The organism is Stenotrophomonas sp. STEN054 (assembly GCF_056854535.1).
The window spans coordinates 47,329-73,016 of sequence record NZ_JBXFWG010000020.1 but is presented as its reverse complement, the minus strand read 5'-3'; the positions used below and the strand labels follow the sequence as shown (position 1 = coordinate 73,016).

Annotated in this window: 25 protein-coding genes; 6 read left to right on the top strand and 19 right to left on the bottom strand. The window is 68.7% G+C overall.

Features of this window, described 5'->3' with window-relative positions:
• Window positions 1-159: 159 nt before the first annotated feature.
• A complete protein-coding gene (locus AC1VXD_RS10405; RefSeq protein WP_482992002.1) occupies window positions 160-1,800 on the bottom strand; it encodes an acyl-CoA dehydrogenase family protein in 1,641 nt (546 codons plus the stop codon).
• 113 nt (window positions 1,801-1,913) lie between these two features.
• Here AC1VXD_RS10405 and AC1VXD_RS10400 point away from each other — a divergent pair, with 113 nt between their 5' ends.
• The 4 genes from AC1VXD_RS10400 to pdeM are packed head-to-tail and all read left to right on the top strand — an operon-like array spanning window position 1,914 to window position 7,606.
• A complete protein-coding gene (locus AC1VXD_RS10400) occupies window positions 1,914-2,912 on the top strand; it encodes a ligase-associated DNA damage response exonuclease (protein WP_482992001.1) in 999 nt (332 codons plus the stop codon).
• Window positions 2,909-4,516 carry an ATP-dependent DNA ligase gene (locus tag AC1VXD_RS10395; protein WP_482992000.1) on the top strand — a complete coding sequence of 536 codons (1,608 nt, stop codon included), beginning with the start codon at window positions 2,909-2,911 and terminating at the stop codon, window positions 4,514-4,516. Before AC1VXD_RS10400 ends, AC1VXD_RS10395 begins: the two co-directional genes overlap by 4 nt.
• Entirely contained in the window at window positions 4,513-6,975 is a 2,463-nt protein-coding gene (locus AC1VXD_RS10390) for a ligase-associated DNA damage response DEXH box helicase (protein WP_482991999.1), read from the top strand. The genes AC1VXD_RS10395 and AC1VXD_RS10390 overlap by 4 nt, the downstream gene beginning before the upstream one ends.
• The gene (gene pdeM / locus AC1VXD_RS10385) at window positions 6,965-7,606 is read left to right on the top strand and encodes a ligase-associated DNA damage response endonuclease PdeM (RefSeq protein WP_482991998.1); all 642 of its coding nucleotides are present in this window, start codon (window positions 6,965-6,967) and stop codon (window positions 7,604-7,606) included. Before AC1VXD_RS10390 ends, pdeM begins: the two co-directional genes overlap by 11 nt.
• A gap of 27 nt (window positions 7,607-7,633) precedes the next feature.
• Here the strand turns inward: pdeM and AC1VXD_RS10380 are convergent, their stop codons facing one another.
• From AC1VXD_RS10380 to AC1VXD_RS10345, 8 genes are all read right to left on the bottom strand, one after another.
• Complete coding sequence (locus AC1VXD_RS10380; RefSeq protein WP_482991997.1) at window positions 7,634-7,903, bottom strand: hypothetical protein; 270 nt, start codon at window positions 7,901-7,903, stop codon at window positions 7,634-7,636.
• Between the two features lie 177 nt (window positions 7,904-8,080).
• Window positions 8,081-9,349, bottom strand: coding sequence for an FAD-dependent oxidoreductase (locus tag AC1VXD_RS10375; RefSeq protein ID WP_482991996.1), 1,269 nt, complete (start codon window positions 9,347-9,349; stop codon window positions 8,081-8,083).
• 81 nt (window positions 9,350-9,430) lie between these two features.
• Window positions 9,431-9,637, bottom strand: coding sequence for a cold-shock protein (locus AC1VXD_RS10370; protein WP_005410590.1), 207 nt, complete (start codon window positions 9,635-9,637; stop codon window positions 9,431-9,433).
• An 87-nt stretch (window positions 9,638-9,724) separates the two neighbouring features.
• Entirely contained in the window at window positions 9,725-10,471 is a 747-nt protein-coding gene (locus AC1VXD_RS10365) for an S-methyl-5'-thioinosine phosphorylase (RefSeq protein ID WP_482991995.1), read from the bottom strand.
• Window positions 10,472-10,567: 96 nt separating this feature from the next.
• Window positions 10,568-11,122 (bottom strand): hypoxanthine-guanine phosphoribosyltransferase, encoded by a 555-nt coding sequence (locus tag AC1VXD_RS10360; RefSeq protein WP_079222740.1) that lies wholly within the window; start codon window positions 11,120-11,122, stop codon window positions 10,568-10,570.
• Window positions 11,122-12,129 carry a beta-N-acetylhexosaminidase gene (gene nagZ / locus AC1VXD_RS10355; protein ID WP_482991994.1) on the bottom strand — a complete coding sequence of 336 codons (1,008 nt, stop codon included), beginning with the start codon at window positions 12,127-12,129 and terminating at the stop codon, window positions 11,122-11,124. The genes AC1VXD_RS10360 and nagZ overlap by 1 nt, the downstream gene beginning before the upstream one ends.
• A gap of 131 nt (window positions 12,130-12,260) precedes the next feature.
• Window positions 12,261-12,953: a DsbA family oxidoreductase gene (locus AC1VXD_RS10350; RefSeq protein WP_482991993.1), complete on the bottom strand. Its 693-nt coding sequence runs from the start codon at window positions 12,951-12,953 to the stop codon at window positions 12,261-12,263.
• Between the two features lie 81 nt (window positions 12,954-13,034).
• Window positions 13,035-13,520 carry a CYTH domain-containing protein gene (locus AC1VXD_RS10345; protein WP_482991992.1) on the bottom strand — a complete coding sequence of 162 codons (486 nt, stop codon included), beginning with the start codon at window positions 13,518-13,520 and terminating at the stop codon, window positions 13,035-13,037.
• Between the two features lie 91 nt (window positions 13,521-13,611).
• On the opposite strand from AC1VXD_RS10345, the gene AC1VXD_RS10340 reads away from it, so the two are divergent.
• The gene (locus tag AC1VXD_RS10340; protein WP_482991991.1) at window positions 13,612-14,232 is read left to right on the top strand and encodes a hypothetical protein; all 621 of its coding nucleotides are present in this window, start codon (window positions 13,612-13,614) and stop codon (window positions 14,230-14,232) included.
• A gap of 47 nt (window positions 14,233-14,279) precedes the next feature.
• Here the strand turns inward: AC1VXD_RS10340 and rlmD are convergent, their stop codons facing one another.
• On the bottom strand, window positions 14,280-15,614 hold the full coding sequence (rlmD, locus tag AC1VXD_RS10335; RefSeq protein ID WP_482991990.1) for a 23S rRNA (uracil(1939)-C(5))-methyltransferase RlmD: 1,335 nt from the start codon (window positions 15,612-15,614) through the stop codon (window positions 14,280-14,282).
• A gap of 128 nt (window positions 15,615-15,742) precedes the next feature.
• On the opposite strand from rlmD, the gene AC1VXD_RS10330 reads away from it, so the two are divergent.
• Window positions 15,743-16,465, top strand: a complete 723-nt coding sequence (locus tag AC1VXD_RS10330; RefSeq protein WP_116864103.1) for a response regulator — start codon at window positions 15,743-15,745, stop codon at window positions 16,463-16,465.
• A gap of 578 nt (window positions 16,466-17,043) precedes the next feature.
• On the opposite strand, the gene recO is transcribed toward AC1VXD_RS10330, so the two are convergent.
• The 9 genes from recO to rpoE form a co-directional block, all read right to left on the bottom strand.
• Window positions 17,044-17,763, bottom strand: coding sequence for a DNA repair protein RecO (recO, locus tag AC1VXD_RS10325; RefSeq protein ID WP_482991989.1), 720 nt, complete (start codon window positions 17,761-17,763; stop codon window positions 17,044-17,046).
• 18 nt (window positions 17,764-17,781) lie between these two features.
• Window positions 17,782-18,678 (bottom strand): GTPase Era, encoded by an 897-nt coding sequence (era, locus tag AC1VXD_RS10320; protein WP_108769590.1) that lies wholly within the window; start codon window positions 18,676-18,678, stop codon window positions 17,782-17,784.
• Complete coding sequence (rnc, locus tag AC1VXD_RS10315; protein WP_482991988.1) at window positions 18,675-19,355, bottom strand: ribonuclease III; 681 nt, start codon at window positions 19,353-19,355, stop codon at window positions 18,675-18,677. The genes era and rnc overlap by 4 nt, the downstream gene beginning before the upstream one ends.
• Window positions 19,345-19,728, bottom strand: coding sequence for a DUF4845 domain-containing protein (locus AC1VXD_RS10310; protein WP_482991987.1), 384 nt, complete (start codon window positions 19,726-19,728; stop codon window positions 19,345-19,347). Before AC1VXD_RS10310 ends, rnc begins: the two co-directional genes overlap by 11 nt.
• Before the next feature lie 32 nt (window positions 19,729-19,760).
• Window positions 19,761-20,555, bottom strand: coding sequence for a signal peptidase I (lepB, locus tag AC1VXD_RS10305; protein ID WP_482991986.1), 795 nt, complete (start codon window positions 20,553-20,555; stop codon window positions 19,761-19,763).
• Window positions 20,556-20,609: 54 nt separating this feature from the next.
• Window positions 20,610-22,403 carry a translation elongation factor 4 gene (lepA, locus tag AC1VXD_RS10300; RefSeq protein ID WP_482992004.1) on the bottom strand — a complete coding sequence of 598 codons (1,794 nt, stop codon included), beginning with the start codon at window positions 22,401-22,403 and terminating at the stop codon, window positions 20,610-20,612.
• Window positions 22,404-22,583: 180 nt separating this feature from the next.
• Window positions 22,584-24,119 carry a DegQ family serine endoprotease gene (locus AC1VXD_RS10295; protein WP_482991985.1) on the bottom strand — a complete coding sequence of 512 codons (1,536 nt, stop codon included), beginning with the start codon at window positions 24,117-24,119 and terminating at the stop codon, window positions 22,584-22,586.
• Window positions 24,120-24,195: 76 nt separating this feature from the next.
• Window positions 24,196-25,068, bottom strand: coding sequence for a sigma-E factor negative regulatory protein (locus AC1VXD_RS10290; protein ID WP_482991984.1), 873 nt, complete (start codon window positions 25,066-25,068; stop codon window positions 24,196-24,198).
• A complete protein-coding gene (gene rpoE / locus AC1VXD_RS10285; RefSeq protein ID WP_482991983.1) occupies window positions 25,065-25,685 on the bottom strand; it encodes an RNA polymerase sigma factor RpoE in 621 nt (206 codons plus the stop codon). The genes AC1VXD_RS10290 and rpoE overlap by 4 nt, the downstream gene beginning before the upstream one ends.
• Window positions 25,686-25,688 lie beyond the last annotated feature (3 nt).

The following is a 25,688-nucleotide window of genomic DNA, read 5'->3' as shown; positions in this document are numbered from 1 at the left end:
GCGTGGTCTCCTATGTGTTTTGTGGGTGCCGGCGCTGGCTGGTGTGCGCCGGCGGGGGGGGGGGGGGCCTCGCGGCGCCCCCCCCCCCCCCCCCCCCCCCCGGCCAGCCCCCACGAACCCCGCCGCACGACCACCACGAGGGGCTCCGCCGTTGGCCGCCTACTGCGGCAGCGCCCGCGCCATCATCGCCCCCACATCCACCCCCGCCGGCAGCGTCCCGAACACCAACCCATGCTCGCCCTGCAGCCGACTGCGCACGAACACCCCGGCCATCGGGCTGCGCGCCCGCAGCAGCAGCGCTGCCTGCAGCAGCAGCACTGTGCGCTCGCAGAACAACCGCGCCTGCGATTCATCCGGCGCCGGTGCCGACGCCCAGCGCTGCAGTGCCGCCGCGTAACCGGTGTTCCGATCGGCCACCGCTTCCAGCTCCGCACGCAGCGCCTGCATCGCCTCCGGCTCGCGCCCCAGCGCGCGCAGCACGTCCAGGCACTGCACGTTGCCGCTGCCTTCCCAGATCGAGTTCAACGGCGCCTGCCGGTACAGCCGCGGCAGCATCGACTCCTCCACGTAGCCGGCACCGCCCAGGCATTCCTGCGCCTCATTGACGAACGCCGCCGCGCGCTTGCACACCCAGTACTTGCCCAGCGCCGTGCCCAGCCGCGCCAGCGCGGCCTCCTGCGGGTCGCTGCCGGCGCAGTCGACCGCGCGCGCGATGCGCATGGCCAGCACCGTCGCCGCTTCCGATTCCAGCGCCAGGTCTGCCAGCACGTTGGCCATCAACGCGTGTTCCACCAGCGGCTTGCCGAACGTGCGGCGGTGGCGCGCGTGGTGCAGCGCCTGCGCCAGGGCCATGCGCATTTCCGCGGCCGCACCGAGCATGCAGTCCAGGCGCGTCATCATCACCATGCCGATGATGGTGGCCACGCCCCTGCCCTCCTCGCCCACGCGCCACGCCTGCGCGCCGCAGAATTCCACTTCGCTGGACGCGTTGGACCAGTCGCCGAGCTTGTCCTTCAGGCGCATCAGGTGGAAGGCATTGCGATCGCCATCGGCCAGCCGCCGCGGCATCAGCAGGCAGGTCAGCCCACCCGGCGCCTGCGCCAGCACCAGGAAGCCATCGGACATCGGTGCCGAGAAGAACCACTTGTGCCCGACCAGGCGGTAGCGTTCGCCATCGACGGGCTCGGCCCGCGTGCTGTTGGCGCGCACGTCCGAACCGCCCTGCTTTTCGGTCATACCCATGCCCAAGGTGATGCCTGCCTTGTCGGCCACCGGCACGTCGCGGGCGTCGTACACCGGGGAGGCCGCCTTGCGCGCCCACTCGGCCAGGTGCGGCTGCGCCTGCAGCACCGCCACCGCGGCATGGGTCATGGTCAGCGGGCAGCTGGTGCCGGCTTCCGCCTGGTGGTGCAGGTAGCTCAATGCCGCCCGCGCGACATGCACGCCAGGCTGTGGCTCATGCCACGACAGCCCCGACACGCCATGCTGTTTGGCCGCGTGCATCAACTGGTGGTACGCCGGGTGGAAGTCCACGGTATCGATGCGATGGCCCTGCGCATCGTGCGTGCGCAGCCGTGGCCGATCACGGTTCGCATCGAAGCCCAGCTGGTAAAGCTGGTTGCCGGCCAGCCCGCCGTATATCGCCAGTCGCGGCGCGAGCGCGGCCCCGCCCTCGCGCTGCACCGCCTCCATCAGCGCCACGTCGTCGGTCCACAGCTGGCGGCCCGCAAACGGCGGCGGCTGGTTCAGCACCATGTGGGTTTCAAAGGGGGCGCTGCTGCTGAAGCTCGGTCCGTTCATCGGTTCCATCCTGCCGGCGAGAAGGCTGCGCGCCGATTGTGCAGCATCGTCCGGCAACCCCGCGTTCAGGCCGGTTCTCGCCCCGTGCACGAGCACCGCGCGAAAGTGCAGGCATGGCAGTCAATGACGATCTGGTGGTACTCCGCCCTGAAGGGCTATATTGCCCCGCGGGCGATTTCCACATCGACCCGTGGCGGCCGGTGCCGCGCGCGGTCATCACCCACGGCCATGGCGACCACGCCCGGCCCGGCATGGGCGAATACCACTGCAGCCCCGGCAGTGCGCCGATCCTGCGCTGGCGGCTGGGCGACGTACCGCTGCAGGTTCATGCCGAAGGCCTGGCCTTCACCCTGGGCCAGGTGCAGGTGTCGCTGCATCCGGCCGGCCACGTGCTGGGCTCCTCGCAGGTGCGCATCGATGATGGCCGCCAGGTCTGGGTCGCCTCGGGCGACTACAAGCGCCAGCCCGATCCCACCTGCGCGCCGTTCGAAGTGGTGCCCTGCGATACCTTCATCACCGAAGCGACGTTCGCCTTGCCGATCTACCGCTGGCCCGATACCGCCGCGGTGGCCGCCGAGATCGTGGCGTGGCGCAGGGAATGCGCGCAGCGCGGTGAAGCGGCGGTGCTGCTCTGCTATTCGCTGGGCAAGGCGCAACGCGTGCTCGGCGAACTGCTGCCGCTGGATGACACGCCCGCGTGGCTGCACGGTGCGGTGGCCAACGGCGTGGCGGTGTACCGCGAGGCGGGCATTCCGATGCTGGAAACGCTGACCGTGGCCGAACAGGGGCGCCAGCCGGAGGCGGCCGGCAAGCTGATCATCGCCCCGCCGTCGGCCGCAGGCACTCCCTGGTTGCGCCGTTTCGGCCGCCACCAGCTCGGTTTCGCCTCAGGCTGGATGCAGCTGCGCGGCAACCGCCGCCGGCGCAACGTCGATCGCGGCTTCGTGGTATCCGACCATGCCGACTGGCCTGCCCTGCTGCAGACCATCGAACAGACCGGGGCAACGCGGGTGATCGCCACCCACGGCAATACCGATGCGCTGATTCCGTTCCTGCGCGAACGCGGGGTGGCCGCCGAAGCCTTCCGCACCGATTTCGGGAGCGAGGAATGAAGGCCTTCGCCGCGCTCTACCAGCGGCTGGACCGTAGCACGGCCACGCTGGACAAGCGCGCGGCCCTGGTCGACTACTTCGCCCACGCCGGCGCGCATGACGCGGCCTGGGCGCTGTTCCTGCTCAGTGGCGGCAAGGTCGGCGGCGCACGCCGCAAGATCGCTGCCAGCGGCGAGCTGCGCGCCTGGGTGAGCGAGGAGTCGGGCCTGCCGGCGTGGCTGGTCGAGGACAGCTACGCGCAGGTCGGCGACCTGGCCGAAACGCTGACCCTGCTGCTGGATGATCCGGCGCAGCGAGCACCGGATCGCCCGCTGGCCGACTGGATCGAACAGCATCTGCTGGCCGTGGCCAACCAGCCGGAGGACGTGCGCCGTGCCGCCGTAGTGGCCGGCTGGCGGCAGCTGCCGGCCGGCGAACGCCTGGTGTTCAACAAGCTGCTGACCGGCGCGCTGCGCGTCGGTGTTTCGCAGCGGCTGGTGCAGCAGGCACTGGCCGAATGGTCGGGCCTGGACATCGCCCGCATCGCCCAGCGCATGCTCGGTGAGTGGGTGCCCACGCCGGGCCTGCTGGCGCAACTCCTGTCGCCGGAGGAACTGCCGCTGGACCGCCAGCAGCCTTACCCGTTCTTCCTTGCCTCGCCGCTGGAGGGTGAGCCGCAGGAACGCCTGGGTGCGATCGACGACTGGCTGCTGGAATGGAAGTGGGATGGCATCCGCCTGCAGCTGCTGCGCCGCCAGGGTGAAGTGGCTTTGTGGTCGCGCGGCGAGGAGCGGCTGGACGGACGCTTCCCCGAGATCGAACAGGCGGCGGCGGCGCTGCCCGACGGCTGCGTGATCGATGGCGAGCTGCTGGCGTGGGATGAGGCCGACGACGCGCCACGCGCGTTCACTGCGCTGCAGACGCGCATCCAGCGCCGCAAGCCCGGTGCAGCGACGCTGCGCAACACGCCGGTGCGCGTGCTCGCCTACGACCTGCTGGAACGCGATGGCCAGGATCTGCGCGAACTGCCGCTGCAGCAGCGGCGCGCGCAGCTGGCCGAACTGATCGGCGCGCTCGGCGATGCACGCATCCAGCTGTCGCCCGACGTGCACGCCAACGATTGGGCACACGCTGCGCACCTGCGCGAAGCATCGCGCGAGCGCGGTGTCGAAGGGCTGATGCTCAAGCGCCGTGATTCGATCTACCAGGCTGGGCGCCGCCGCGGCGACTGGTGGAAGTGGAAGGTCGACCCGCTGACCATCGACGCCGTGCTGCTGTATGCGCAGGCCGGCCACGGCAGGCGCAGCACGCTGTACACCGACTACACCTTCGGCGTCTGGGACGGCGACACCCTGGTGCCGGTGGCCAAGGCCTATTCCGGGCTGGACGACAAGGAGATCCTTGCGTTGGACCGCTGGATCCGCGCCAATACCCGCGAACGCTTCGGCCCCGTGCGCAGCGTGCGCGGCGAACAGGTATTCGAGCTCGGCTTCGAGGCGGTCAACCGCAGCGCGCGGCACAAGTCCGGCATCGCCGTGCGCTTCCCGCGCATCCTGCGCTGGCGCCAGGACAAGCCGGCCAGCGAAGCCGACCAGCTGGCGACCCTGCAGGCCCTGGCGCGATGACCCGACGCAGCGATGCAATGCAGCGGCTGCAGGCCTGGTTCAGCAGCCGTGGCTGGAAACCCCTGCCGTTCCAGCGTGCGATGTGGCGCCACTACCTGGCGGGCAGTTCGGGCCTGCTGCACACCCCGACCGGCAGCGGCAAGACGCTGGCCATGTTCGGCGGACCGCTGCTGCAGGCGATGATCGATCCGCTGCCGGCGCCGCCGCGGGCCAATGCAGTACGCCCGCTGCAGGTGTTGTGGGTGACGCCGCTGCGGGCGCTCGCCAGTGATACCGCGCGGGCCCTGCAGGCGCCGATCGAGGGCCTGGGCCTGGGCTGGAAGGTCGGCCTGCGCAGTGGCGACGCCAGCAGCCGCGACCGTCGTCTCGCCCGTGAGGGCCGCATCGATGTGCTGGTGACCACGCCCGAGTCGTTGGCCCTGCTGCTCAGCTACCCCGACACGCTGGAGCGCATGCGCCAGCTGCGCTGCGTGGTGGTGGACGAATGGCACGAACTGATTGGCAACAAGCGCGGTGTGCTGCTGCAGTTGAACCTCGCGCTGCTGCGCGATACCGCACCGGCGCTGCAGCTGTGGGGCCTGTCGGCCACGCTGGGCAACCTGCCGCAGGCGCGCGACGTGCTGCTGCCCGGCATGGCCGACACGGTGCAGGTGGAAGGCGCACGACAACGCCCCGTGGCGATCAGCAGCCTGCTGCCTGCCAGCGGCGAACGCTTCCCCTGGGCCGGGCATCTCGGCCTGGGCCAGTTGTCGCGCGTACTCGATGCACTGATGTCCGCGCGCAGCAGCCTGCTGTTCACCAACACGCGCGCGCAGGCCGAACTGTGGCACCAGGCGCTGGCCGCGGTCTGGCCGGAAGACGCGCAGACGCTGGCCCTGCACCATGGCTCGCTCGACGCAGGCCTGCGCCAGCAGGTGGAAGACGGCCTGCGCGCCGGCACGCTGCGCTGCGTAGTGGCCACCTCCAGCCTCGACCTCGGCGTGGACTTCCCCGAAGTGGACCAGGTGCTGCAGCTGGGCAGCCCGAAGGGCGTGGCGCGCCTGCGCCAGCGTGCGGGGCGCGCGCGGCATCGGCCCGGGGCAAGTGGCAGCGTGCTGTGCGTGCCCACCCATGCACTGGAGCTGGCCGAGTACGCCGCCGTGCGGCGGGCCCTGCGCGAAGGCATCACCGAACCGCGCACGCCGCCCACGCTGTCGCTGGACGTGCTGGCCCAGCATGCGGTCAGCCGTGCGCTGGCCGGTGGCTTCAACGCCGATGCGCTGCTCGCGCAGGTACGGCGCACGCATGCGTTCGCCGCGCTGCAGGACACGCAGTGGCAGGACGTGCTCGCGTTCATCGTGCAGGGTGGCCGCGCTTTGGCGCAGTACCCCGAGTACCACAAAGTGTTGCTGGACGACGATGGCCGGTACCGCATGCATGATCGCCGCCAGGCGCTGCGCCACCGGCTGTCGATCGGCACCATCAGCAGCGATGGCAGCGTGCGGGTGCAGTTCCTGCGCGGCGGTGGTCTCGGCGCGGTGGAGGAACAGTTCGCCAGCCGCCTGCGCCGCGGTGATCGTTTCCAGTTCGCCGGCCGCCTGCTGGAGCTGGTGCAGCTCCGCGACATGACCGCCTACGTGCGCCTGGCACGCGGCAGCGGCAGTGGCGTGGTGCCGCGCTGGCAGGGGGGCCAGCTGCCGTTGTCGCTGGCATTGGGGCGCGAGCTGGAAGCGGTGCTGTCCGGTGCTGACAACAGCGCCGAGGCGCGCTGGCTGGCGCCGCTGCTTGGCCTGCAGGATGACCTGTCGGAACGACCCGCGCCTTCGCGGCTGCTGCTGGAAGATGTGCGCCGTCGCGAAGGCCAGTTCCTGTTCGTCTATCCCTTTGCCGGCCGCCACGTGCACGAGGCGCTGGCGGCACTGCTGTCGCTGCGCTGTACGCGCCTGCAGCGCAACAGCATCGGCTATGCGGTCAATGACCACGGCCTGGTGCTGGCGCCGGCAGAAACCATCGAACGCGATGCAGCGGCGTGGCAGACGCTTTTCGATCCGGCCGACCTGCTCGACGATCTGCGCGCTGCAGTGAACCTTGGCGAACTGGCACGACGGCAGTTCCGTGGCATCGCCCGCGTCGCCGGCCTGCTGGTCCCGAGCCTGCCCGGAGGCATGCCGCGCTCGCTGCGCCAGCTGCAGGCCTCGGCGGGCCTGCTGTACGACGTGCTGCGCGAACACGACCCCGACCACCTGCTGCTGGCGCAGGCCGAGCATGAGGTTCTCACCGATGCACTCGACCTGCCCGGCCTGCAGCAGGCGTTGCAGCACATCGCCACCCAATCGGTGTCACTGCAGCGGCCACCCACGCTGACACCGCTGGGTTTCCCGCTGTGGGCCGAGCGCCTGCGCGGGCAGTTCAGCAATGAAGACTGGCGCACCCGCGTACAGCGCGCGGCACAGCAGCTGGAGCGCCGCCATGGCCACTGAATTGGCGGTGCAGCTGGGCGGCGAACCGATGTGCCTGCTCGGCGGACGCGCAGTGTGGTGGCCGGCACGCCACGCGCTGCTGATCGCCGACCTGCACCTGGGCAAGGCCGATGTGTTCCGTCGCGCCGGCATCGCCCTGCCCAGCGGCGGCACCGACGGCGACCTGCAACGCCTGCAGGCGCTGGTGCGGCAGCATGCATGCCGCGAACTGTGGATCCTCGGCGACATCCTGCACGGGCCGGCGCACCGCGCGGCCTGGCACAGGCAATGGCTGGGCTGGCGCGAGCAGCATGCTGCGCTGGACGTCCACGTGGTGCGCGGCAACCATGACCGTCAGCTGCCGCATGCGGCGCTGCAGGTGCAGATCCACGACGACCTGCGGCTGGGACCGTTCCTGCTCTGTCACGAGCCGCGACAGGTCGACGATGCCCATGTGATCGCTGGCCACGTGCATCCGCAGGTGGCCTTGCCGGCTTTGCGGCGGCGCTTTCCTGCATTCTGGCTGCGCCAGGCACAGACGGTGCTGCCCGCGTTTTCGGCATTCACCGCCGGCGTAGTGCCACCACGGCGAAGCGGCGAACAATGGATCGCCTGCGCGGACAACCAACTGGTCGCGCTGCCCGTGCGGTGACGACGGGCGGACGGACCTGCGCCGGGTTCAGGCCGGGCGCGCGAGCAGTTCCGGCATTACCCGGAAATCGGCGCTGCGTTCATTGCTGTGCCGTGGCAGGGCCTGGATGGCGACCAGCATTTCCCGCGCGCAGGTACGGATACGCGCGTGGTGCGCTGGTGCCGAATGGCTGATCAGGCTGCCCACATGGAACTCGAACACATCTTCCAGGACGTCGGGCTGGTCCTCGTGCAGCATCTGCAGCAGGCCCCTCAGCTTGCAGATTTCCGATTCCAGCTCATCGACCGCGAACAACATGGCATCCTCCTCGAATACTGCGGCACATCCGGGCCGCAACAGGCCGCGACGGCAGTGCCGCCCGGCCACGCGCGATGTCTGATCACGGAAAGGAAAACGGGCGACGCGCCAATGGCGTGCTCCCCTCTTCTCGCATATCCGGGGTGAGGTGTTCGTTAATTGCCGTGACGACTCAGTTCAGGCACGCAGCGGAATCGGGCTGATCGCCAGGCGTGCAGGGGCCTGTGCAAGCGCCTCGATGAACGCCGGATCCAGCGCCATCGCACCGAGCCAGCCGTGCTGGGTGCCACTGAGTACGCGCAGCATATGGCCACGCCCGCCGGGCATGCGTCCCATCGGGCCGAGCAGCACATCGCGCGCCTTCGCCCACACATCGCGGTCGGACTGGAACAACGGGGTCAGCCAGCGGCTCCAGCGCTGGTAAACCGCCACGTGTGCGCGGCGCTGCGCCTGGTAGGCCAGCAGCGCCGCCTCGCCGCGGCCGTGCCTGCGCAGTGCATCGCGCAGCGCCAGCGCATCCAGCAGGGCCATGTTGACGCCCTGCCCCAGCTGCGGGCTCATCGCATGCGCGGCATCGCCGGCCAGCACCAGCCGGTCCTGGTGCCAGCGCTTCATCACCGCATCGCGGTAGACCGCCCGCGCCAGCTGGCCGGCGTTCTGCAGGTGGGCGAAACGTGCACTGGCCTGTGGCCACAACGCGTGCAACTCTTCCAGCCACGGCGCCATGCCATCGGCCTGCCAGCGTTCGAAATCCGCGCGCGGCAGGCTCCAGAAAAAGCTCAGGCGCGGCGCGTTGTCGCCCGGCCGCGTGCCGACCGGCAGCAGCCCGATCATTTTGCGCGCGGCCACGTAGCGTTGGCGCAGCTCGCTGATGTGCGGCCAGTCTTCGGCCGGCAGCAGGCACCACAGCGCCCCCCACGGGTAGACCCGGTCCAGAGCGACGCCCTGCTCGACGCCGCCGCGCAGCGTGGACGCTGCACCGTCTGCGGCCACCACGAGGTCGAACGGCCCGTGCTGGCGCCCCTCGCTGTCGCGCAGGCGCCCTTGTGTGGCATCGACCGACACGATGGTGGTGCCGACATGCAGCTGGCCGGCGCCGTCACGGGCCTGGTCGAGCAGCGAGAACAGCGCCCCGCGCTGCATGCCCAGCCCATGCAGGCGCGCATCCAGCCCGGCATAGCCCATGTCCATCACCGCGCGCCCGCAAGGCGTATCCCCATACAACCGGTGCACCGGCGACGCATGCGCGCGCACCTCGTCCAGCAGGCCCATCTGCCACAGCACCTGCAGGCCGCTGGGCTGCAGCAGGAAGCCAGCGCCTACCGGCCCCGGCGTCGGCACCCGTTCGAAGATCTCCACTTCGTGGCCATCGCGGGTGAGCAGGATGGCCAATGCCTGGCCGGCGGTGCCGTAGCCGATCACGGCGATGCGCAGTCGTTCCGTCATGCCTGCATTGTGCCCGCCAGCCGATGCCGTGCGCAAAAAAAACCCCGCCGTAGCGGGGTTTTCAACGCACTGTCGAGTGGATCACTCGGCCGGCGTGATGTTCGAAGCCTGGGCGCCCTTCGGGCCCTGGGTCACGTCATAAGTGACACGCTGGCCTTCCTGCAGGCTGCGGAAGCCCTTGGAGTTGATGGCGGAGAAGTGCGCGAACACGTCGGCGCTGCCATCCTCCGGCGAGATGAAGCCAAATCCCTTGGCGTCGTTGAACCACTTGACGGTACCGTTCGGCATGTTAATGCGAGACCTTTGCAATGAATGGGTGGTGTACGCTGAACCCGCGTACCGGCTGAGTATGCAAAGCTTGCCCGAGGATGACAATCACCCCCGCGCCAATTCGCCGACCAGTTCCGGAAGTCCGTTGCTGGCGGCCTGCACGTTGGCCAGCACTTCGGCCATGGTGATCTCCTCGCCGTCACCGCAGCCTGCGGCCCAGTTCGCCACGATCGCCAGGCAGGCGTAATCCAGCCCCAGCTCCCGTGCCAGCGCCGCTTCCGGCATGCCGGTCATGCCCACCAGGTCGCAGCCGTCACGGCGCATGCGGGCGATTTCGGCGATGGTTTCAAGGCGCGGGCCCTGGGTGGCGCCGTAGCAGCCGCCATCGTGCACCTTCACCCCGGTCACCTTTGCCGCAGCCAGGATTTTGCTGCGCAGCATCGGCGTGTAGGGGTGGCCGAAGTCCACGTGCACCACGTCGGTGCCCTCTTCCTCGCAGATGGTGCTGATCCGGCCCCAGGTGTAATCGATGATCTGGTCCGGGCAGGCCAGCACGCGCGGACCGAAATCGTCACCGATGCCGCCCACCGTATTCAGCGCCAGCACCCGCTGCGCACCGAGCTGCTGCAGCGCAGCCAGGTTGGCGCGGTAGTTGATCTTGTGCGGCGGCAGCGAATGGCCCTCGCCATGGCGCGCCAGGAAGGCCACGCGGTTGCCGAGCAGCGTGCCCACGCGCACCGGGCCGGACGGACGGCCGAAACGGGTTTCGACCTCGTGCGTCTGCACGTCGTCGAGCTTGGCCAGGTTGTAGACACCGGTGCCGCCAATCACGGCCAGGGCGATCTGTTGCATGCAATGCACTCCAGGAAAAGACAAACGCCGGCACCCGAAGATGCCGGCGCGGGACAGGACAGGACAGGACAAGGACAGGCCGCGAACGGCCAGCCTTTATTCCTTCATCGCGTAGATGGCCGGTACGCAGCGCAGGGTTTCGTTGACGTCCATGCCGAAGCCGAAGACATAACGGTCAGGCAGCTCGATGCCGGCGTAGTCAGCGGTGACGTCCGGCAGGCCGCGGTCGTGCTTCTTCACGGTCATCGCCGCGATGCGCACGTCGGTGGCGCCCTGTTCCAGGCACCAGGTGCGCACGCCCTGCAGGGTGTAGCCCTCGTCGAGGATGTCATCGACCAGCAGCACGCGGCGCCCGAACAGCGCGGTGGCCGGCTTGTGCTTCCACACCAGGTCGCCGCCGGTGGTTTCACCGCGGTAACGGGTGGCGTGCAGGTAATCGAACTGCACGTCCTGGCCACGCGCGCCCAGCTCCAGCGCCAGCTGGCCGGCGAACGGCAGCGCACCGTGCATGATGGACAGGAACAGCGGGACCTCGCCCTCGTAGTCGCGTGCGATCGCGTCGGCGATGCTGGCGATGGCCTTGTCGATGGTGGGACGGTCGACCAGCAGGTCGGCCTGGGCCAAGGCCTGGGAAATGGTGAGGTTCGGCATCAGACGGTTCTTCCAAGGGTGTGGAGCAAACGGGATTGGGTGTCGCCATGGCGGGCATCGGCCAGCAGGCCATCCCAGCCAAGCGCGCCGCGGCCAAGCAGGCCCAGCAGCGCAGCGGTGTTGAGGGAGCGTCCCTGCACGGCGTGCAGGGCTTCATCGACCAGTTCGGGGTGGCAGACCAGCACCACATCGCAGCCGGCATCCAGGTGCGCGTGCACGCGGGCCGGTACGCCGCCGGCGCTGTGCGAGGCGGCCATGCCGATGTCATCGGAGAACACCACGCCACGGAAGCCGAGCTCGCCGCGCAGGATGTCCTGGATCCAGCGCGGCGAATAGCCGGCCGGTTCCGCCGCCACCTGCGGGTAGATCACGTGCGCCATCATCACCGCATCGGCACCGGCGGCGATGCCGGCACTGAACGGGACCAGGTCCTGCGCGCGCAGCTCATCCAGCCCGCGCGGGTCGATGGCGGTGTCGACGTGGGTGTCTTCCAGCACGGTGCCGTGGCCGGGGAAATGCTTGAGGGTGGCGGCCATGCCGGTGGCGTGCATGCCCCGCACGTAGGCCTCGGTGAACGCGGCCACCACCTGCGGGTCTTCGCTGAAGGCACGGTTGCCGATGGCGCGGTTGCCGCGGCCGAGGTCGACCACCGGGGCGAAGCTGAGGTCCAGGCCGCTGGCGCGCACTTCGCTGGCCATCAGCCAGGCGTGCTGCTCGGCCATGGCCAGCGCCTGCTGCGGGTCGCTGGCATACAGCGCGCCGATGTCCTGCAGCGGCGGCAGATCGCTGTAGCCCTCGCGGAAGCGCTGCACGCGCCCGCCCTCCTGGTCCACGCAGATCAGCTGCGGGCGCGGGGCGGCGGCGCGGATGGCCGCGCTCAGATCGGCCACCTGCTGGCGCGAGGCGAAGTTGCGCTTGAACAGCACCACCCCGGCCACGGCATCGTGCTGCAGCCAGTCCCGTTCCTGGGCGGTCAGTTCAGTACCGGCAACGCCGATCAGCAGCATGGTCGATCTCCATTACGGGCGCCCGCATGGCGCAGTGCCGCATTGTCGCAGAACCGGCCGGCAGGCGCAGTGTTCGGGCGAAAGGAGACGCCCGGAGTGGGATCCCCGCAGGGGCTCCGACCCCGGCCCGCTCAGACGGCGCAGCCGTCCGGGCCGCAGGCCTCGTCACCGGCAGCGGCGGCGGGGGCGCCCTGCTCGGCGGCGATCTGGCGCAGGGCGTTGGCGAAGGCTTCCGGCGGCTGCGCACCGGAGATGGCCCAGCGGCCATCGATGACGAAGGTCGGCACCGAGGAGACGCCCAGTGCGTGAGCCTGGGCCAGCTTTGCCTCGACCTCGGCCAGGCCACGGTCGGAGGCCAGCAGCTGCGCGATCTCGGCGCCGTCCAGGCCGCCGGCCACGCCGGCCTTCACCAGCACCTCGGTATCGGCCAGATTCTGGCCGTGCTCGAAGTGGGCGCGGAACAGGGCCTCGCCCACCGAGTCCTGCACGCCGTGTTCGCCGGCCAGCCACAGCACGCGGTGCGCCGGTAGCGTGGTCACCCGCACCTGGCCCTGGCTGAAGTCCATCGGCAGTCCTTCGGCACGCGCGGTGGTCTGGGTCTGGCCGAGGATCTGCTCGGTACGCTCGGCACCGCCGAACTTGGCCGCATAGGCCTGGCGCAGCGGCACCGGGGTGTCGCCGGCATCTGGATCCAGCTGGAACGGCTGCCACTGGATGTCGAGTTCAGGTGCATCGGCGCCCAGCAACTGCACACCCTGCTCGAATCGATGCTTGCCGATCCAGCACCAGGGGCAGACCACGTCGGAGTAGATATCGATCTTCATCCAGACCACATGGGGACCGCCGCCAGCGAAAAAAGGGGACGGAGGCGATTGATTGAATCAATCCCCTCCGTCCTTTTTGGTTCACCACTGTGAATACGGGTGGCTGGCCAGGGCGACGTTGTAGTAGCGGGTGTCGTCGGTCACTTCGGCACCAGCCCAGTCCGGCAGGTCGATGGCCTGGTCGGCGCTGTCCAGCTCGACTTCGGCCACCACCAGCCCGGCGTTGTCGCCGAGGAACTCGTCCACTTCCCACGTCAGGCCGGCGTGCTCGACCAGGTGCCGGCGCTTGTCGATCAGCCCGCCGACGCAGAGGGCGAGCAGTTCGCGCGCGTCCGCCACCGGGATCGGGTAATCGAACTCCTGGCGGGTGTGGCCGATGGTGCGCGATTTCAGGTTGAGTGCGGCGTGGTCGCCTTCGATGCGCACCCGCACCGAGGCATTCTGGGTGCCGCGGTCAAGCGAGCCCATGTCGTTGATGTAGCCCTGCGCCATCGGGATCACCCGGCGCGCGGCGGCGCGCCAGCCGTCGTGGGTGACGAGGAATTTGCGTTCGATTTCAATGCCCATGCACACAGTATGGCGGTCGCACACCACAGTTCCTACCGCATCGTCGTCGTGCATGACTACACTGCCGGCCTCTTCAAGGACCGGAAGCCTGATGCGCCGACGCACTTTGCCCCATAACGCCATCGCCCTGCTGGCATTGCTGTCCTGCACGGCATCCGCCGCAGATGCGCCCGCGCTTCCCGCGCTGCCGCAAGTGCAAGCACTGATGGACCAGATGTTCGACGAGGCGATTGCCGAGCGACCCGCCAGCGACACCAGCCGCCTGCTCGCCGAGACGCTGCGGCCCCGACTGGAAAGCCTGACCAGCTGCGCCCCGGCAGCGGACAGCGCTGCGGTGGACTGCATCGCTACCTCCAGCACTGGCATGCATCCGCGACCGCAACTGCTACGCCTCGCGTGGATGGGCGGCCAATGGACCCTGCCCGGCCAACGTGATGTGCCGATGCCGGCGCCGTCGGTGGAGCAGGCGCAGGCGCTGCTGCGCGCACGTTTCGCCGCGTTGGCCACGCAGCAGACCGATGCCGGTGAGCGCGCCGCCTATGAACAGGCCGCGCGCATCACCCAGGTGCATGCAGTGCGCAACTGCGACCTGGGCCGTGAGGCGGCCGTGTTCGAATGCACGGTGCGCGCCGGTGACGGCACCCACCAGGGCGAACAGACCGTGGCCTTCATCCGCGTGGATGGGCAGTGGCAGGAGGCGCCGACGCGCTAGGCGCCGGCGACCGTCAAGGCACCGGACCGGTCCGGTGCCATGAGCGCTCAGCGCTTCTCGAACACCGCGATGCTTTCCACGTGCGCGGTGTGCGGGAACATGTCCATGGCACCGGCACTGACCAGAGTGAAGCCCTGCTCGTTGACCAGGTAGCCGGCATCGCGGGCCAGCGAGCCCGGGTGGCAGCTGACATAGACGATGCGCTTGAACTGCTTCAGCGGCAGCTGCTGCAGCACTTCGATGGCGCCCGAACGCGGCGGGTCCAGCAGCAGCTTGTCGAAGCCCTGGCGCATCCACGGCGTGCTGCGCTGGTCCTGGGTCAGGTCGGCACTGAAGAACTGCGCATTGGCCAGGCCATTGCGCTCGGCGTTCTCGCGGGCACGCGCGACCAAGCCGGTATCGCCTTCCACGCCGACCACTTCGCGCACGCGACGGGCCAGCGGCAGGGTGAAGTTGCCCAGGCCGCAGAACAGGTCGAGCACGCGCTCGTCCTCACCCGGCTCCAGCAGATCCAGGGCGTGGGCGATCATCTTCTCGTTGAGCTTGGCGTTGACCTGGATGAAGTCCAGCGGACGGAACGCCAGCTCGACATCCCACGGCGCCAGCCGGAACGACAGCGGCACGCCGTGCCCGTCCAGCGGCTGCACGGTGTCCACGCCGCCGGACTGCAGGTAGATCACGAACCCATGCTGCTGGCCGAACGCGGCCCAGGCAGCACGGTCGGCATCGCTGAGCGGCTGCATGTGGCGCACGGTCAGGACCACCGCCTGGTCACCGGCGATGAATTCGATCTGCGGGATGTCGCGTTTGCCATCGAGCGACTCGATGAAGGTCGACAGCGCCTCGACCTTGGTGCCGATTTCCGGGATCACGGTCAGGCACTGGCTCAGGTCGGCCACGAAGCGCGGATCCTGCTCGCGGAAGCCGACCAGGGTCTTGTCCTTCTTCTCGACGCGGCGCACCGAGAAACGGCCCTTGCGACGGTAGCCCCAGCTCTCGCCGACCAGCGGCGGCAGCACGGCTCCCGGCTTCACGTGGCCGATGCGCTCCAGATTGTCCATCAGCACGCGCTGCTTGGCGACGATCTGCTGGTCTTCGTCCAGATGTTGCAGCACGCAGCCGGCGCAGGTGCCGAAATGCGGGCACTTCGGCGTCACCCGCTGCGGCGAGGGCTGCAGCACTTCAACGGTGCGGGCCTCGTCGAAATGACGGTTGCGGGCGGTCGGTTCGGCCATCACCACCTCGCCCGGCAGGGCGCCACTGACGAAGGTGACCTTGCCGCCCTCGCCTTCACGGCGGGCAACGCCACGACCATCATGGCTGAGGTCGAGGATCTCGGTCTGGAACGGAGTACGGTCGATGCGGGAGCGGGATCGGGCCACGTGGCAACAGGCTGCGGGCAAAAATGGGTGCGTATTGTCGCAGATCCGGGCCGAGGGGGCCCGATGGCCGCTTGCGCCCGCCGCCATCGTGCTTGATGATGGACACAGCTGACATGGAGGCAGCCCTGATGCAGATGACCCCGCGGACCAGCCGGCCCCGCTTCCTGCTTGTCGAGGATGACATCATCAGCCGCGGTTTTTTCAAGGCGGCGTTGGAAACGTTACCAGCGGATGTGGACACCGCTGACTCGCTTGCAAGTGCATTGGCCCGGGCCGAACCGGGCGCTCATGACCTGTGGCTGATCGATGTCAACCTGCCCGATGGCAATGGCGCGCAGCTGCTGCATGAACTGCGTCGCTCGCATCCGGACACCCCTGCCCTGGCCCACACCGCCGATGGCGACGTGAGCATCCACGAGCGCCTGCGCGAAGCGGGCTTCAGCGACACACTGGTCAAGCCGCTGGGCCGCGACCAGCTGCTGAAGGCGGTGCGCCGCGCCTTGGTCAACAGTCCCGCTGGAGCGACCCCGCCGCCGGCGGCGATCGAGCTGGTGGTGGAGGACTGGGACGAGACGGCGGCCCTGGCCGCCCTGAACGGCCAGCGCAACCACCTGATCGCCCTTCGCGAGCTGTTCCTGGCCGAGCTGCCGGGGGTGCGCGATGCGGTGGAACAGGCGGTGGACCAGCACGACGCGTCGAGCCTGCGCAACCAGCTGCATCGGCTGCAGGCCAGCTGCGGGTTCGTGGGGGCGGCGCGGTTGGCGCGTGCGGTGCGGCAGCTGCATCACGCGCCGGAGTCGGTGCCGGCGCAGGCCGGGTTCCGGGCGGCAGTGGCAGCGCTGCTGCACTGAGGGGTGGTTCGGCAGGGCTTGCAGCCCTGCACCTGCTTCAATCAACGGCGACGTCAAAAGCCAGGGCCAGAGCGGCTCCGGCTTTCTGCGTATTGGGCGGGGCGGCGTGGGTTGGCAGGACACGCCGTAAACCCATCCATGGGGGCTCGATGGCGCCATCCATGGCGCCAACGGTCCTGCCAACCCACACCGTCCCACCCCCGACAGTTTCCGTGTGACGGTCAGTAGATCCACGCCATGCGTGGATGAAATCTCAATCGGAATCGAATATTTCGAATTGAAATCGAAACGCATCCACGCATGGCGTGGCTCTACTGTGTCGACCAAGGTCGACACCCACCAGAGCAGAATGCTCGGCCGACAGATTGCGGGAAACGGTCGAAGGCGGGGTGGGTCCGGTTGAGGGGGTGTGAGCGGCATGGATGCCGCGACCAAGCCCCCATGGACGGGTTTACGGCGCCCCCCTCAACCGGATCCACCCTGCCATCCCACGGATAGCCAGCTTCTGCCGTTGACGTTGACGTTGCCCTGGCTTGAAGCAGGTGCAGGGCTGCAAGCCCTGCCGTACACCCTACCCTTTACCTCCGGGGTGTGAGCTGCTCCAGGAGTTCCCAGGATTTAAGGCCCTTGGCCCCCAGGTGATGGGACAGCACCCGCCGCATCGGCAGGCGCAGGCTGGCCAGGTCTGTCGCATCTGGCTCTTCGTCCGCCGCCAGTGCCAGCAGCGCCGAGCCCGTTGCCGCCGCCCGGCGTTCGCCGCCGCGCTCGCTCAGCAGGCGCTGCGGGCCCTCCTGCGGGTCCAGTTCGTAGCGGGCCGCCGGGTCCACCGGCTGGCCGTCGCTGGCGGTGTCCAGTTCGAAGCCCAACCCCAGCGCCGCCAGCAGCTCACGCTCGAATCGGCGCAGCGTCCACGCCAGACCGGCACCCACCGCCAGCCGCGCGCGCGCCTCGCCGTAGGCCAGGTACAACTCCGGCAGCGGGTCCTGGCGCGGGGCCAGGCGCAGGGTCAGTTCACTCAGGTAGAAACCGGCCAGCATCGCCTGGCCGACCAGGCGCGGGGCCGCGTCCAGCGCCTCGGCGCCGCGCAGCTGGGCCAGTTCACCGCGCTGCAGGCCACTGAAGCGTATCCACTGCAGCGGCTGCAGGGCCGCGCGCAGCACCTGGCCCTTGGCGGTGGACACGCCACGCGCCAGCAGGCCGATTCGGCCGTGCTGCGCGCTCAGTACCTCGACCAGCAGGCTGGTCTCGCGGTAGGCCCGTGCATGCAGCACGAACCCGGTGTCGTCCTCGATCAGCATCGAAGCGACCGTCGCGGCTTATTCGTAGCCGAAGGCCTTCAGTGCGGCCTCGTCGTCAGACCAGCCTTCACGCACGCGCACCCAGGTTTCCAGGAACACTTTGGCCCCGAACAGACGTTCCATCTGCATGCGGGACTTGGCCCCGATGTCCTTCAGGCGGGCGCCGCCCTTGCCGATCACGATGGCCTTCTGGCCTTCGCGCTCGACCCAGATGACCGCACCGATGCGCAGCAGGTTGCCGTCTTCGGTGAAGCGCTCGATCTCCACGGTGGTGGCGTACGGCAGCTCTTCGCCGAGCTGGCGCATCAGCTGTTCACGCACCAGCTCGCCTGCCAGGAAGCGCTGGCTGCGGTCGGTGATCTCGTCCTCGCCGAACATCGGCGGGGCTTCCGGCAGCAGGGCCAGCACGTCGCGGACCAGGGCTTCCAGGCCGTTGCGCTTCTGCGCGGAGATCGGGTGCACGGACGCGAAATCGCGGCCTTCGGTCACCTGCTGCAGGAACGGCAGCAGCGCGCCCTTGTCCTTCATGCGGTCGATCTTGTTGACCACCAGCACCACCGGGATGCCGGCATCGCGCAGCACGTTGAAGGCCAGGCTGTCTTCTTCGTCCCAGCGACCGGCTTCGATCACCAGCAGGCCGGCGTCGACGCCTTCCAGCGAGCCGCGCGCGGCGCGGTTCATCACCCGGTTCATCGCCCGCTTCTGCACCTTGTGCAGGCCGGGGGTGTCGACCAGCACCAGCTGGCCTTCCGGGTAGGTGGCGATGCCCAGCAGGCGATGGCGCGTGGTCTGCGGGCGGTTGGAGACGATGCTGACCTTGGCGCCGACCAGGGCATTGGTCAGGGTCGACTTGCCCACGTTCGGGCGGCCGATGACGGCCACGCTGCCGCAATGATGGGGAGTTTGTTCGCTCACTTGGAATCCAGTTGTTCTAGGACGGCCGCAGCCGCTTGTTGTTCGGCAAGCCGGCGCGAGGGGCCTTCGCCCTCGGTACTGGCGGCAGGGTCCGCGACGTTGCAGCGTACCCGGAAGTGCTTGGCGTGGTCGTCACCGGATTCTGACACCAGTTCGTACTGCGGCAACGCCTTCTGTCGGGCCTGCAGCCATTCCTGCAGGCGGGTCTTGGGGTCCTTCTCCGGCCGGCCTGTGGCCGGAAGGGCCTCCATCGAGGCGGCGAACCAGGGCAGCACGACCGCCCGGCAGGCCTCGAAGCCCACATCCAGGTAGATCGCGGCCACCACGGCCTCGAGGGCGTCGGCCAGGATCGAGTCGCGGCGGTGGCCGCCGGACTTCAGTTCACCCGGGCCCAGGATCAGCCGCTCCCCCAGCTCCAGGGTGCGGGCGATGACCGCCAGCGCGCCTTCACGCACCAGTTCGGCGCGGGCGCGGGTCATCGCGCCCTCGTCGGCCTTGGGCCAGCGCTGGTACAGCGCCTCGGCGACCATCATGTTGACGATGCTGTCGCCGAGGAATTCCAGGCGCTCGTTATGCGGCGCACCGGCACTGCGATGGGTCAGCGCCTGTTTGAGCAGGGCTGGATCGCTGAAAACGTGACCGATCAGGTCACCACGTTGGATGAATTTACTGGGCACCGCTACGAACGAGGTCCTGGGATGATTCGAACTTGCCAACCACGTCGAGGTTGCCCACCAGCGGGCGACGCACTTCGTAATTGACGTTGAGGGTCCAGCCGTTGTCACGACGATTGAACTTGACGTTGGCCGGCTTCACGTTGTCCGAGTAGTTGATGTACAGGCGCTTGAAGAACAGGTCCTGGATCTGCGCCGGCGCCATGGTGCCGACGCCGGGCTCGTTGGCCAGGCTCTTCATCGCCGAGCGCACGGCGTAGTACTCCTGGTACATCGGGAACAGCTTCATGCCGACGTACAGAAAGAAACCAACCACGATCAGGACCACCAGGAAGGAGGTCAGGGTCATGCCGCGCTGCGTGTTCATCGTCTTCATTGCGTTCTCCCCAGATACGCGTGGATGTGAAGTCAGTTGATGCCCGAGCCGATCCGCGACGGCTGGAAGCCATCCTTGCAGAACCAGCCCTGGCAGTTCAGCCAGATCAGGAACGCACGGCCGCGCAGGTTTTCTTCCGGCAGCAGGCCCCAGAAACGGCCGTCATCGCTGTTGTCGCGATTGTCGCCCATCACCAGGTATTTGCCAGCCGGCACGGTCCACTGGCCCTGGCCGCGAGGATAGTCGGTCTCCAGCACGGTGTGGGTGCGCCCCGGCAGGTGCTCGACCAGCAGGTTGGCGCCCTCGCCCTGGCCCTTGTCGCCGGCGTAGATGCCCTTGTTGTCGTACTTCAGCGGCTCGCCATTGAGGATGACACCGTCGCCTTCGAAGACCACGGTGTCGCCCGGCACGCCGATGACGCGCTTGATGAAGTTCTCACCCTTGTTCGGATCGTTGTCGCCGTGGCCCGGGAAGTGGAACACCACCACGTCGCCGCGCGACGGTTCGCCGAACGGCACGAACTTGGTGTTGCTGATCGGCAGGCGCAGGCCGTAGGAGAACTTGTTGACCAGGATGAAATCGCCGATCAGCAGGTTCGGCATCATCGAGCTGGACGGGATCTTGTACGGCTCGGCAATGAAGCTGCGCACGATCAGCACTACCACCAGCACCGGGAAGAAGGCGCGTGAGTAGTCCACCAGCACCGGCTCGGTATCCAGCAGGCCGGCGCGCTGGGCGCGGCGCTTGGCCAGGTACAGCTTGTCGGCCAGCAGGATCAGGCCCGAGGCCAGGGTCAGTACGACCAGGAGGATCTCAAACAATTTCATTCAGGGTCCTTTGCAACGTCACCGGACGAACGGCCCCGGAGGGCCGCTGCGGGCTTACTTGTTGTCCATCTGCAGCACGGCCAGGAAGGCTTCCTGCGGGATTTCCACGCGGCCGACCTGCTTCATGCGCTTCTTGCCTTCCTTCTGCTTTTCCAGAAGCTTCTTCTTGCGCGAAACGTCGCCACCATAGCACTTGGCCAGCACGTTCTTGCGCATGGCCTTGACCGTGGTGCGGGCGATGATCTGCGAGCCGACGGCGGCCTGGATGGCCACGTCGAACTGCTGGCGCGGGATCAGGTCCTTCATCTTCTCGCACAGCTCGCGGCCGCGGCGGTCGGCATGGCTGCGGTGCACGATCAGCGACAGGGCGTCGACCTTGTCACCGTTGATCAGCACGTCCACGCGGACGAACGGGCCGGCATCGAAGCGCACGAAGTGGTAGTCCAGCGAGGCATAGCCACGGCTGACCGACTTCAGCTTGTCGAAGAAGTCCAGCACCACTTCGGCCATCGGCAGCTCGTAGCTGATCTGCACCTGGCTGCCCAGGTAGTTGATGCCGAGCTGGCTGCCGCGCTTTTCTTCGCACAGCTTGATGATGTTGCCGATGTACTCCTCGGGGGTGAGCACGTTGGCGCGGATGATCGGCTCGCGGATCTCCCCGACATGGTTGACCGGCGGCAGCTTGGCCGGGTTGTCCATGTTGACGATGGTGCCGTCGGTCTTCAGGACTTCATAGATCACCGTCGGCGCGGTGCTGATCAGGTCCAGGTTGTACTCGCGCTCCAGGCGCTCCTGCACGATTTCCATGTGCAGCATGCCGAGGAAGCCGCAGCGGAAGCCGAAGCCCATCGCCTCGGAGCTTTCCGGCTCGAAACGCAGCGCGGCGTCGTTCAGGCGCAGCTTGTCCAGCGCTTCGCGCAGGTCCGGGTAATCCTCGGCGTCGACCGGGAACAGGCCGGCGAACACGCGCGGCTGCATTTCCTGGAAGCCCGGCAGCGGCTTCGGCGCCGGGTCGGCGGCCAGGGTCAGCGTATCGCCGACCGGCGCACCGTGGACGTCCTTGATGCTGGCAGTGACCCAGCCCACTTCACCGGCACGCAGCGCCGGCAGCACCTTGCGCTTGGGCGTGAACACGCCGACGTTGTCGACCTGATGGGTACGGCCGGTGGACATGACCTGCAGCTTGTCGCCGGCCTTGATCTGGCCCTGCATGACGCGCACCAGCGAGACCACGCCCAGGTAGTTGTCGAACCAGGAGTCGATGATCAGCGCCTGCAGCTTGTCGGTATCGCGCGGCACCGGGGCCGGAATGCGATGCACGATGGCTTCCAGCACGTCCTGCACGTTCAGGCCGGTCTTGGCGCTGACCGGCACGGCGTCGGCGGCGTCGATGCCGATGACGGCCTCGATCTCGGCCTTGGCGCGGTCGATGTCGGCGGTGGGCAGGTCGATCTTGTTGATCACCGGCACCACTTCAAGGCCCTGCTCGACGGCGGTGTAGCAGTTGGCCACCGACTGCGCTTCCACGCCCTGGGCGGCATCGACCACCAGCAGCGCGCCTTCGCAGGCGGCCAGCGAACGGCTGACTTCATAGGAGAAGTCGACGTGGCCGGGGGTGTCGATGAAGTTCAGGTGGTAGGTCTGGCCGTCCTTCGCTACATACGGCAGCGAGACCGACTGGGCCTTGATGGTGATGCCACGCTCGCGCTCGATCGGGTTCGAATCGAGCACCTGCGCTTCCATCTCGCGGGCCTGCAGGCCGCCGCAAAGCTGGATGATGCGGTCGGCCAGCGTGGACTTGCCGTGGTCGACGTGGGCAATGATGGAGAAGTTGCGGATGTTCCGCATCGAATCAGAAGACATAGGTGGCGGCGGCGCGCGGCGTCGTCAGGGTAACGGTCGATTATCGCATGCCCGGGGCCCCGCCGCGAAAGCGGCCTGATCTGGCCAAGCCCGGAATGGCCGAAGCCCCGCCGGGGCGGGGCTTCGGGGGAGTGACAGGGCCGCCCAGGGGCGGCCGTGAAGGCCTTACTGGCCGGCCTTGACCGCCACGAAGGCGCTGTTGCCGCTGCTGGCACGGACCAGCAGCAGGACCACATCGCCCTTCTTGTAACCGGACAGCGCGCGGTTGAGCGCATCGACACTGCCGACCGGGGTATTGCCGACGCGCAGGACGACCATGCCCGGGGCCAGGCCGGCGTCACGGGCGCCTTCGCCCTTGACCCCGGTGATGCGCACGCCCTCACCCGATTCCAGGCCCAGCTGCTTGCGCTGCACCGCGTTGAGCTCGGTCACGTCCAGGCCCAGCAGGGCATTGGCACCGGACTGCGGCGCGGCGTCGGCATTGGCTGCGGACGGGCCGCGGGCGCTGTCCTGGCCGTCATCGGTCAGCGCGGTCAGGGTGGCGCTGAGCTCACGCGGCTTGCCATCGCGGTACACGACCAGGCTGACCTTGCTGCCCGGGGCCATCGCGCCGATCAGCGGCGGCAGGTCGGACCAGGTGTTGACCGTGCTGCCGTTGACCGAGCGGATGACATCGCCCAGCTGCACGCCGGCCTTGGCCGCGGCACTGCCGGGCACGATCTGGTTGACCAGCGCGCCACGGCTGTCCGGCAGGCCCAGGCCCTGCGCCTTCAGCGAATCGATCGGTTCGACCACCGCGCCCAGCTGGCCACGGGTGACCTTGCCGCTCTTCTTGATCTGCTCGACCGCGCTCATCGCCAGGTCGATGGGGATCGCGAAGCTGATGCCCATGTAGCCGCCGGAGGCGGAGAAAATCTGCGAGTTGATGCCGACCACTTCACCGCGGGTGTTCAGCAGCGGGCCACCGGAGTTGCCCTGGTTGATCGCCACGTCGGTCTGGATGAACGGCACATAGCGCTGGTCCGGACCGCCGGTGCTGCGGCCGACGGCGCTGACCACGCCGGCGGTGACCGAATGGTCGAGGCCGAACGGCGAGCCGATCGCGACAACCCACTGGCCCGGCTTGAGGGTGTTGGAATCGCCCACGCGCACGGTCGGCAGGTTCTTGCCGTCGATCTTCAGCAGGGCCACGTCGTACTGCTGGTCGCTGCCGACCACCTTGGCGGTGAACTCGCGGCTGTCACCCAGCTTCACCTTCACCTCGCTGGCGTCGGCCACCACGTGGTAGTTGGTCAGTACGTAGCCGTCGGGCGAAATGATGAAGCCCGAGCCCATGCCCCGGCCCTTGATGCTGGGGCCGCCGTCCTGGCCCCCCTGGCCCTGCCCCGGCATCGGGAAGTCAGGGCCGAAGAAGCGGCGGAAGAACTCCGGCATGTCCTCGTCGCCCATCGGGCCACGCGACGCCTGGCGGTTGTTGCGGACGATGGTGACGTCGACGTTGACCACGCCGGGGCCGACCTGTTCGACCAGGTTGGTGAAATCAGGCAGGCCGCTGACCAGCGGCTGCGCCGGGGCACGCGGCGCAGCGGCGGCGGCCGGGGCCGCCTGCGGTACGGTCGGCGCGGCGGGCTGGGCACAGGCGACCAGCGGCAGGGTCAGGGCGAGCAGGCCCATGGCCTGCGTGCGGAGTCGGTGAGTCATCGGACGGCAACCTCCGGATCGGATGGAGAGGGGGGAAGGAGGGCCCCGCCAGTGGCGGGGCATGGGCCCGCACGCGTCAGTCGCGCGGGCGCTGCGGCGCTGGCAGTTCTTCCTGCAGGCGCGGTTCGAACGGGTAGAACGCGGCACCACCGGACGAGGTCGGGAAGCTGGCGTTGAGCGCGCCGCCCACGGCCGGGGCCAAGCTGGACTTCGGCCACGGCCGTGCCTGCAGGCTGCCGACATCGCCGAAGGGCAGGTGGCGGGTGCTGCTGGGCACGCTCGGGCTCAGCGCCGGCTGCGCGGCGGCCACCGCACGCTGCGGCGCGTCGTCCCGCTGGGCCACGCGCGCGGCCTGCTGGCTGCGGGTGGCGCTGGCGCGGCGGGCGTCCTGGCGGCGGCTGGCGGCCATCGCCACGGCGGGGGCAGCGACCACGCCCATCGCAGCGGAGTGGGCCGAGGCTTCGGTCACCGCGACCTGGTCGGGCGCAGGCGCCAGTTCGGCCTGGCTGGCCACCACCTGCGGCGGCAGGGCCTCGCTGGGACCGGCATCCTTCAGCTTCTCGCCGCCCATGAACAAGGCCACGGCGGCGACCGAGGCGGCCAGTGCGGCACCGCCACCCCAGGCACGCCAACCGGTGCGGCGCACCTGGCGGCGCGGTTCGGCCTGCGGCGCCGGCTCGGCGGCGATGGCAGCGGCCACGGAGGCGCTGAACCCCGGCGGGGCCAGCAGCGAGGCCTGGCCACGCATCACGTCGCCGAGCAGCTGCCAGCGTTCCTGGCTGCCGGACAGTTCCGGGTCGTGCTCCATGCGGCGCAGCAGGAAGCGGGCCTCATCGGCGCCAAGCTCGCCATCGACCAGGGCCGACAGCTGTTCGCGGTGGCGCTGGTCCAGGCGCTGCCCGGCGGGGGATTGGTGGTTCTGCGATTCGTTCAACGGACTGTGGGTCATACGCGGCTCTTCTCGCGGGTGGCGCTGCCGATGTCCAGCAGCGGCCGGAGTTCAGTGTCGATCGCCTCGCGCGCCCGGAAGATCCGGGACCGCACGGTGCCGATCGGGCACCCCATCTTCTGCGCGATTTCCTCGTAACTCAGGCCTTCCACCTCGCGCAGGGTGATCGCCGACCGGAGTTCTTCCGGCAGCGCGTTGACGGCTTTCATCACCGTCTTTTCCAGCTCCTGGCGCATCAACTCGCGTTCGGGCGTGTCGGTGTCGCGCAGGCGTGTCCCGGTATCGAACTGCTCGGCGTCGCCGATGTCGATGTCATCGGTCGGCGGGCGTCGGTTGTGTGAAGCCAGGTAGTTTTTGGCAGTGTTCACGGCGATCCGATGCAACCAGGTAGAGAACTGGGCATCGCCACGGAAACTTCCGATCGCGCGGTAGGCGCGGATGAAAGTGTCCTGGGCGACGTCCTGACATTCGCTCCAGTCGGCGATGTAGCGACCGACCAGACCGACGACCCGATGCTGGTACTTGCGTACCAGGACATCGAAGGCCGCGCTCTCGCCGCGCTGCACGCGCCGGACCAGTTCCAGATCCAGCTCCTGTGGTGTTTCAACATCGGCCATGAG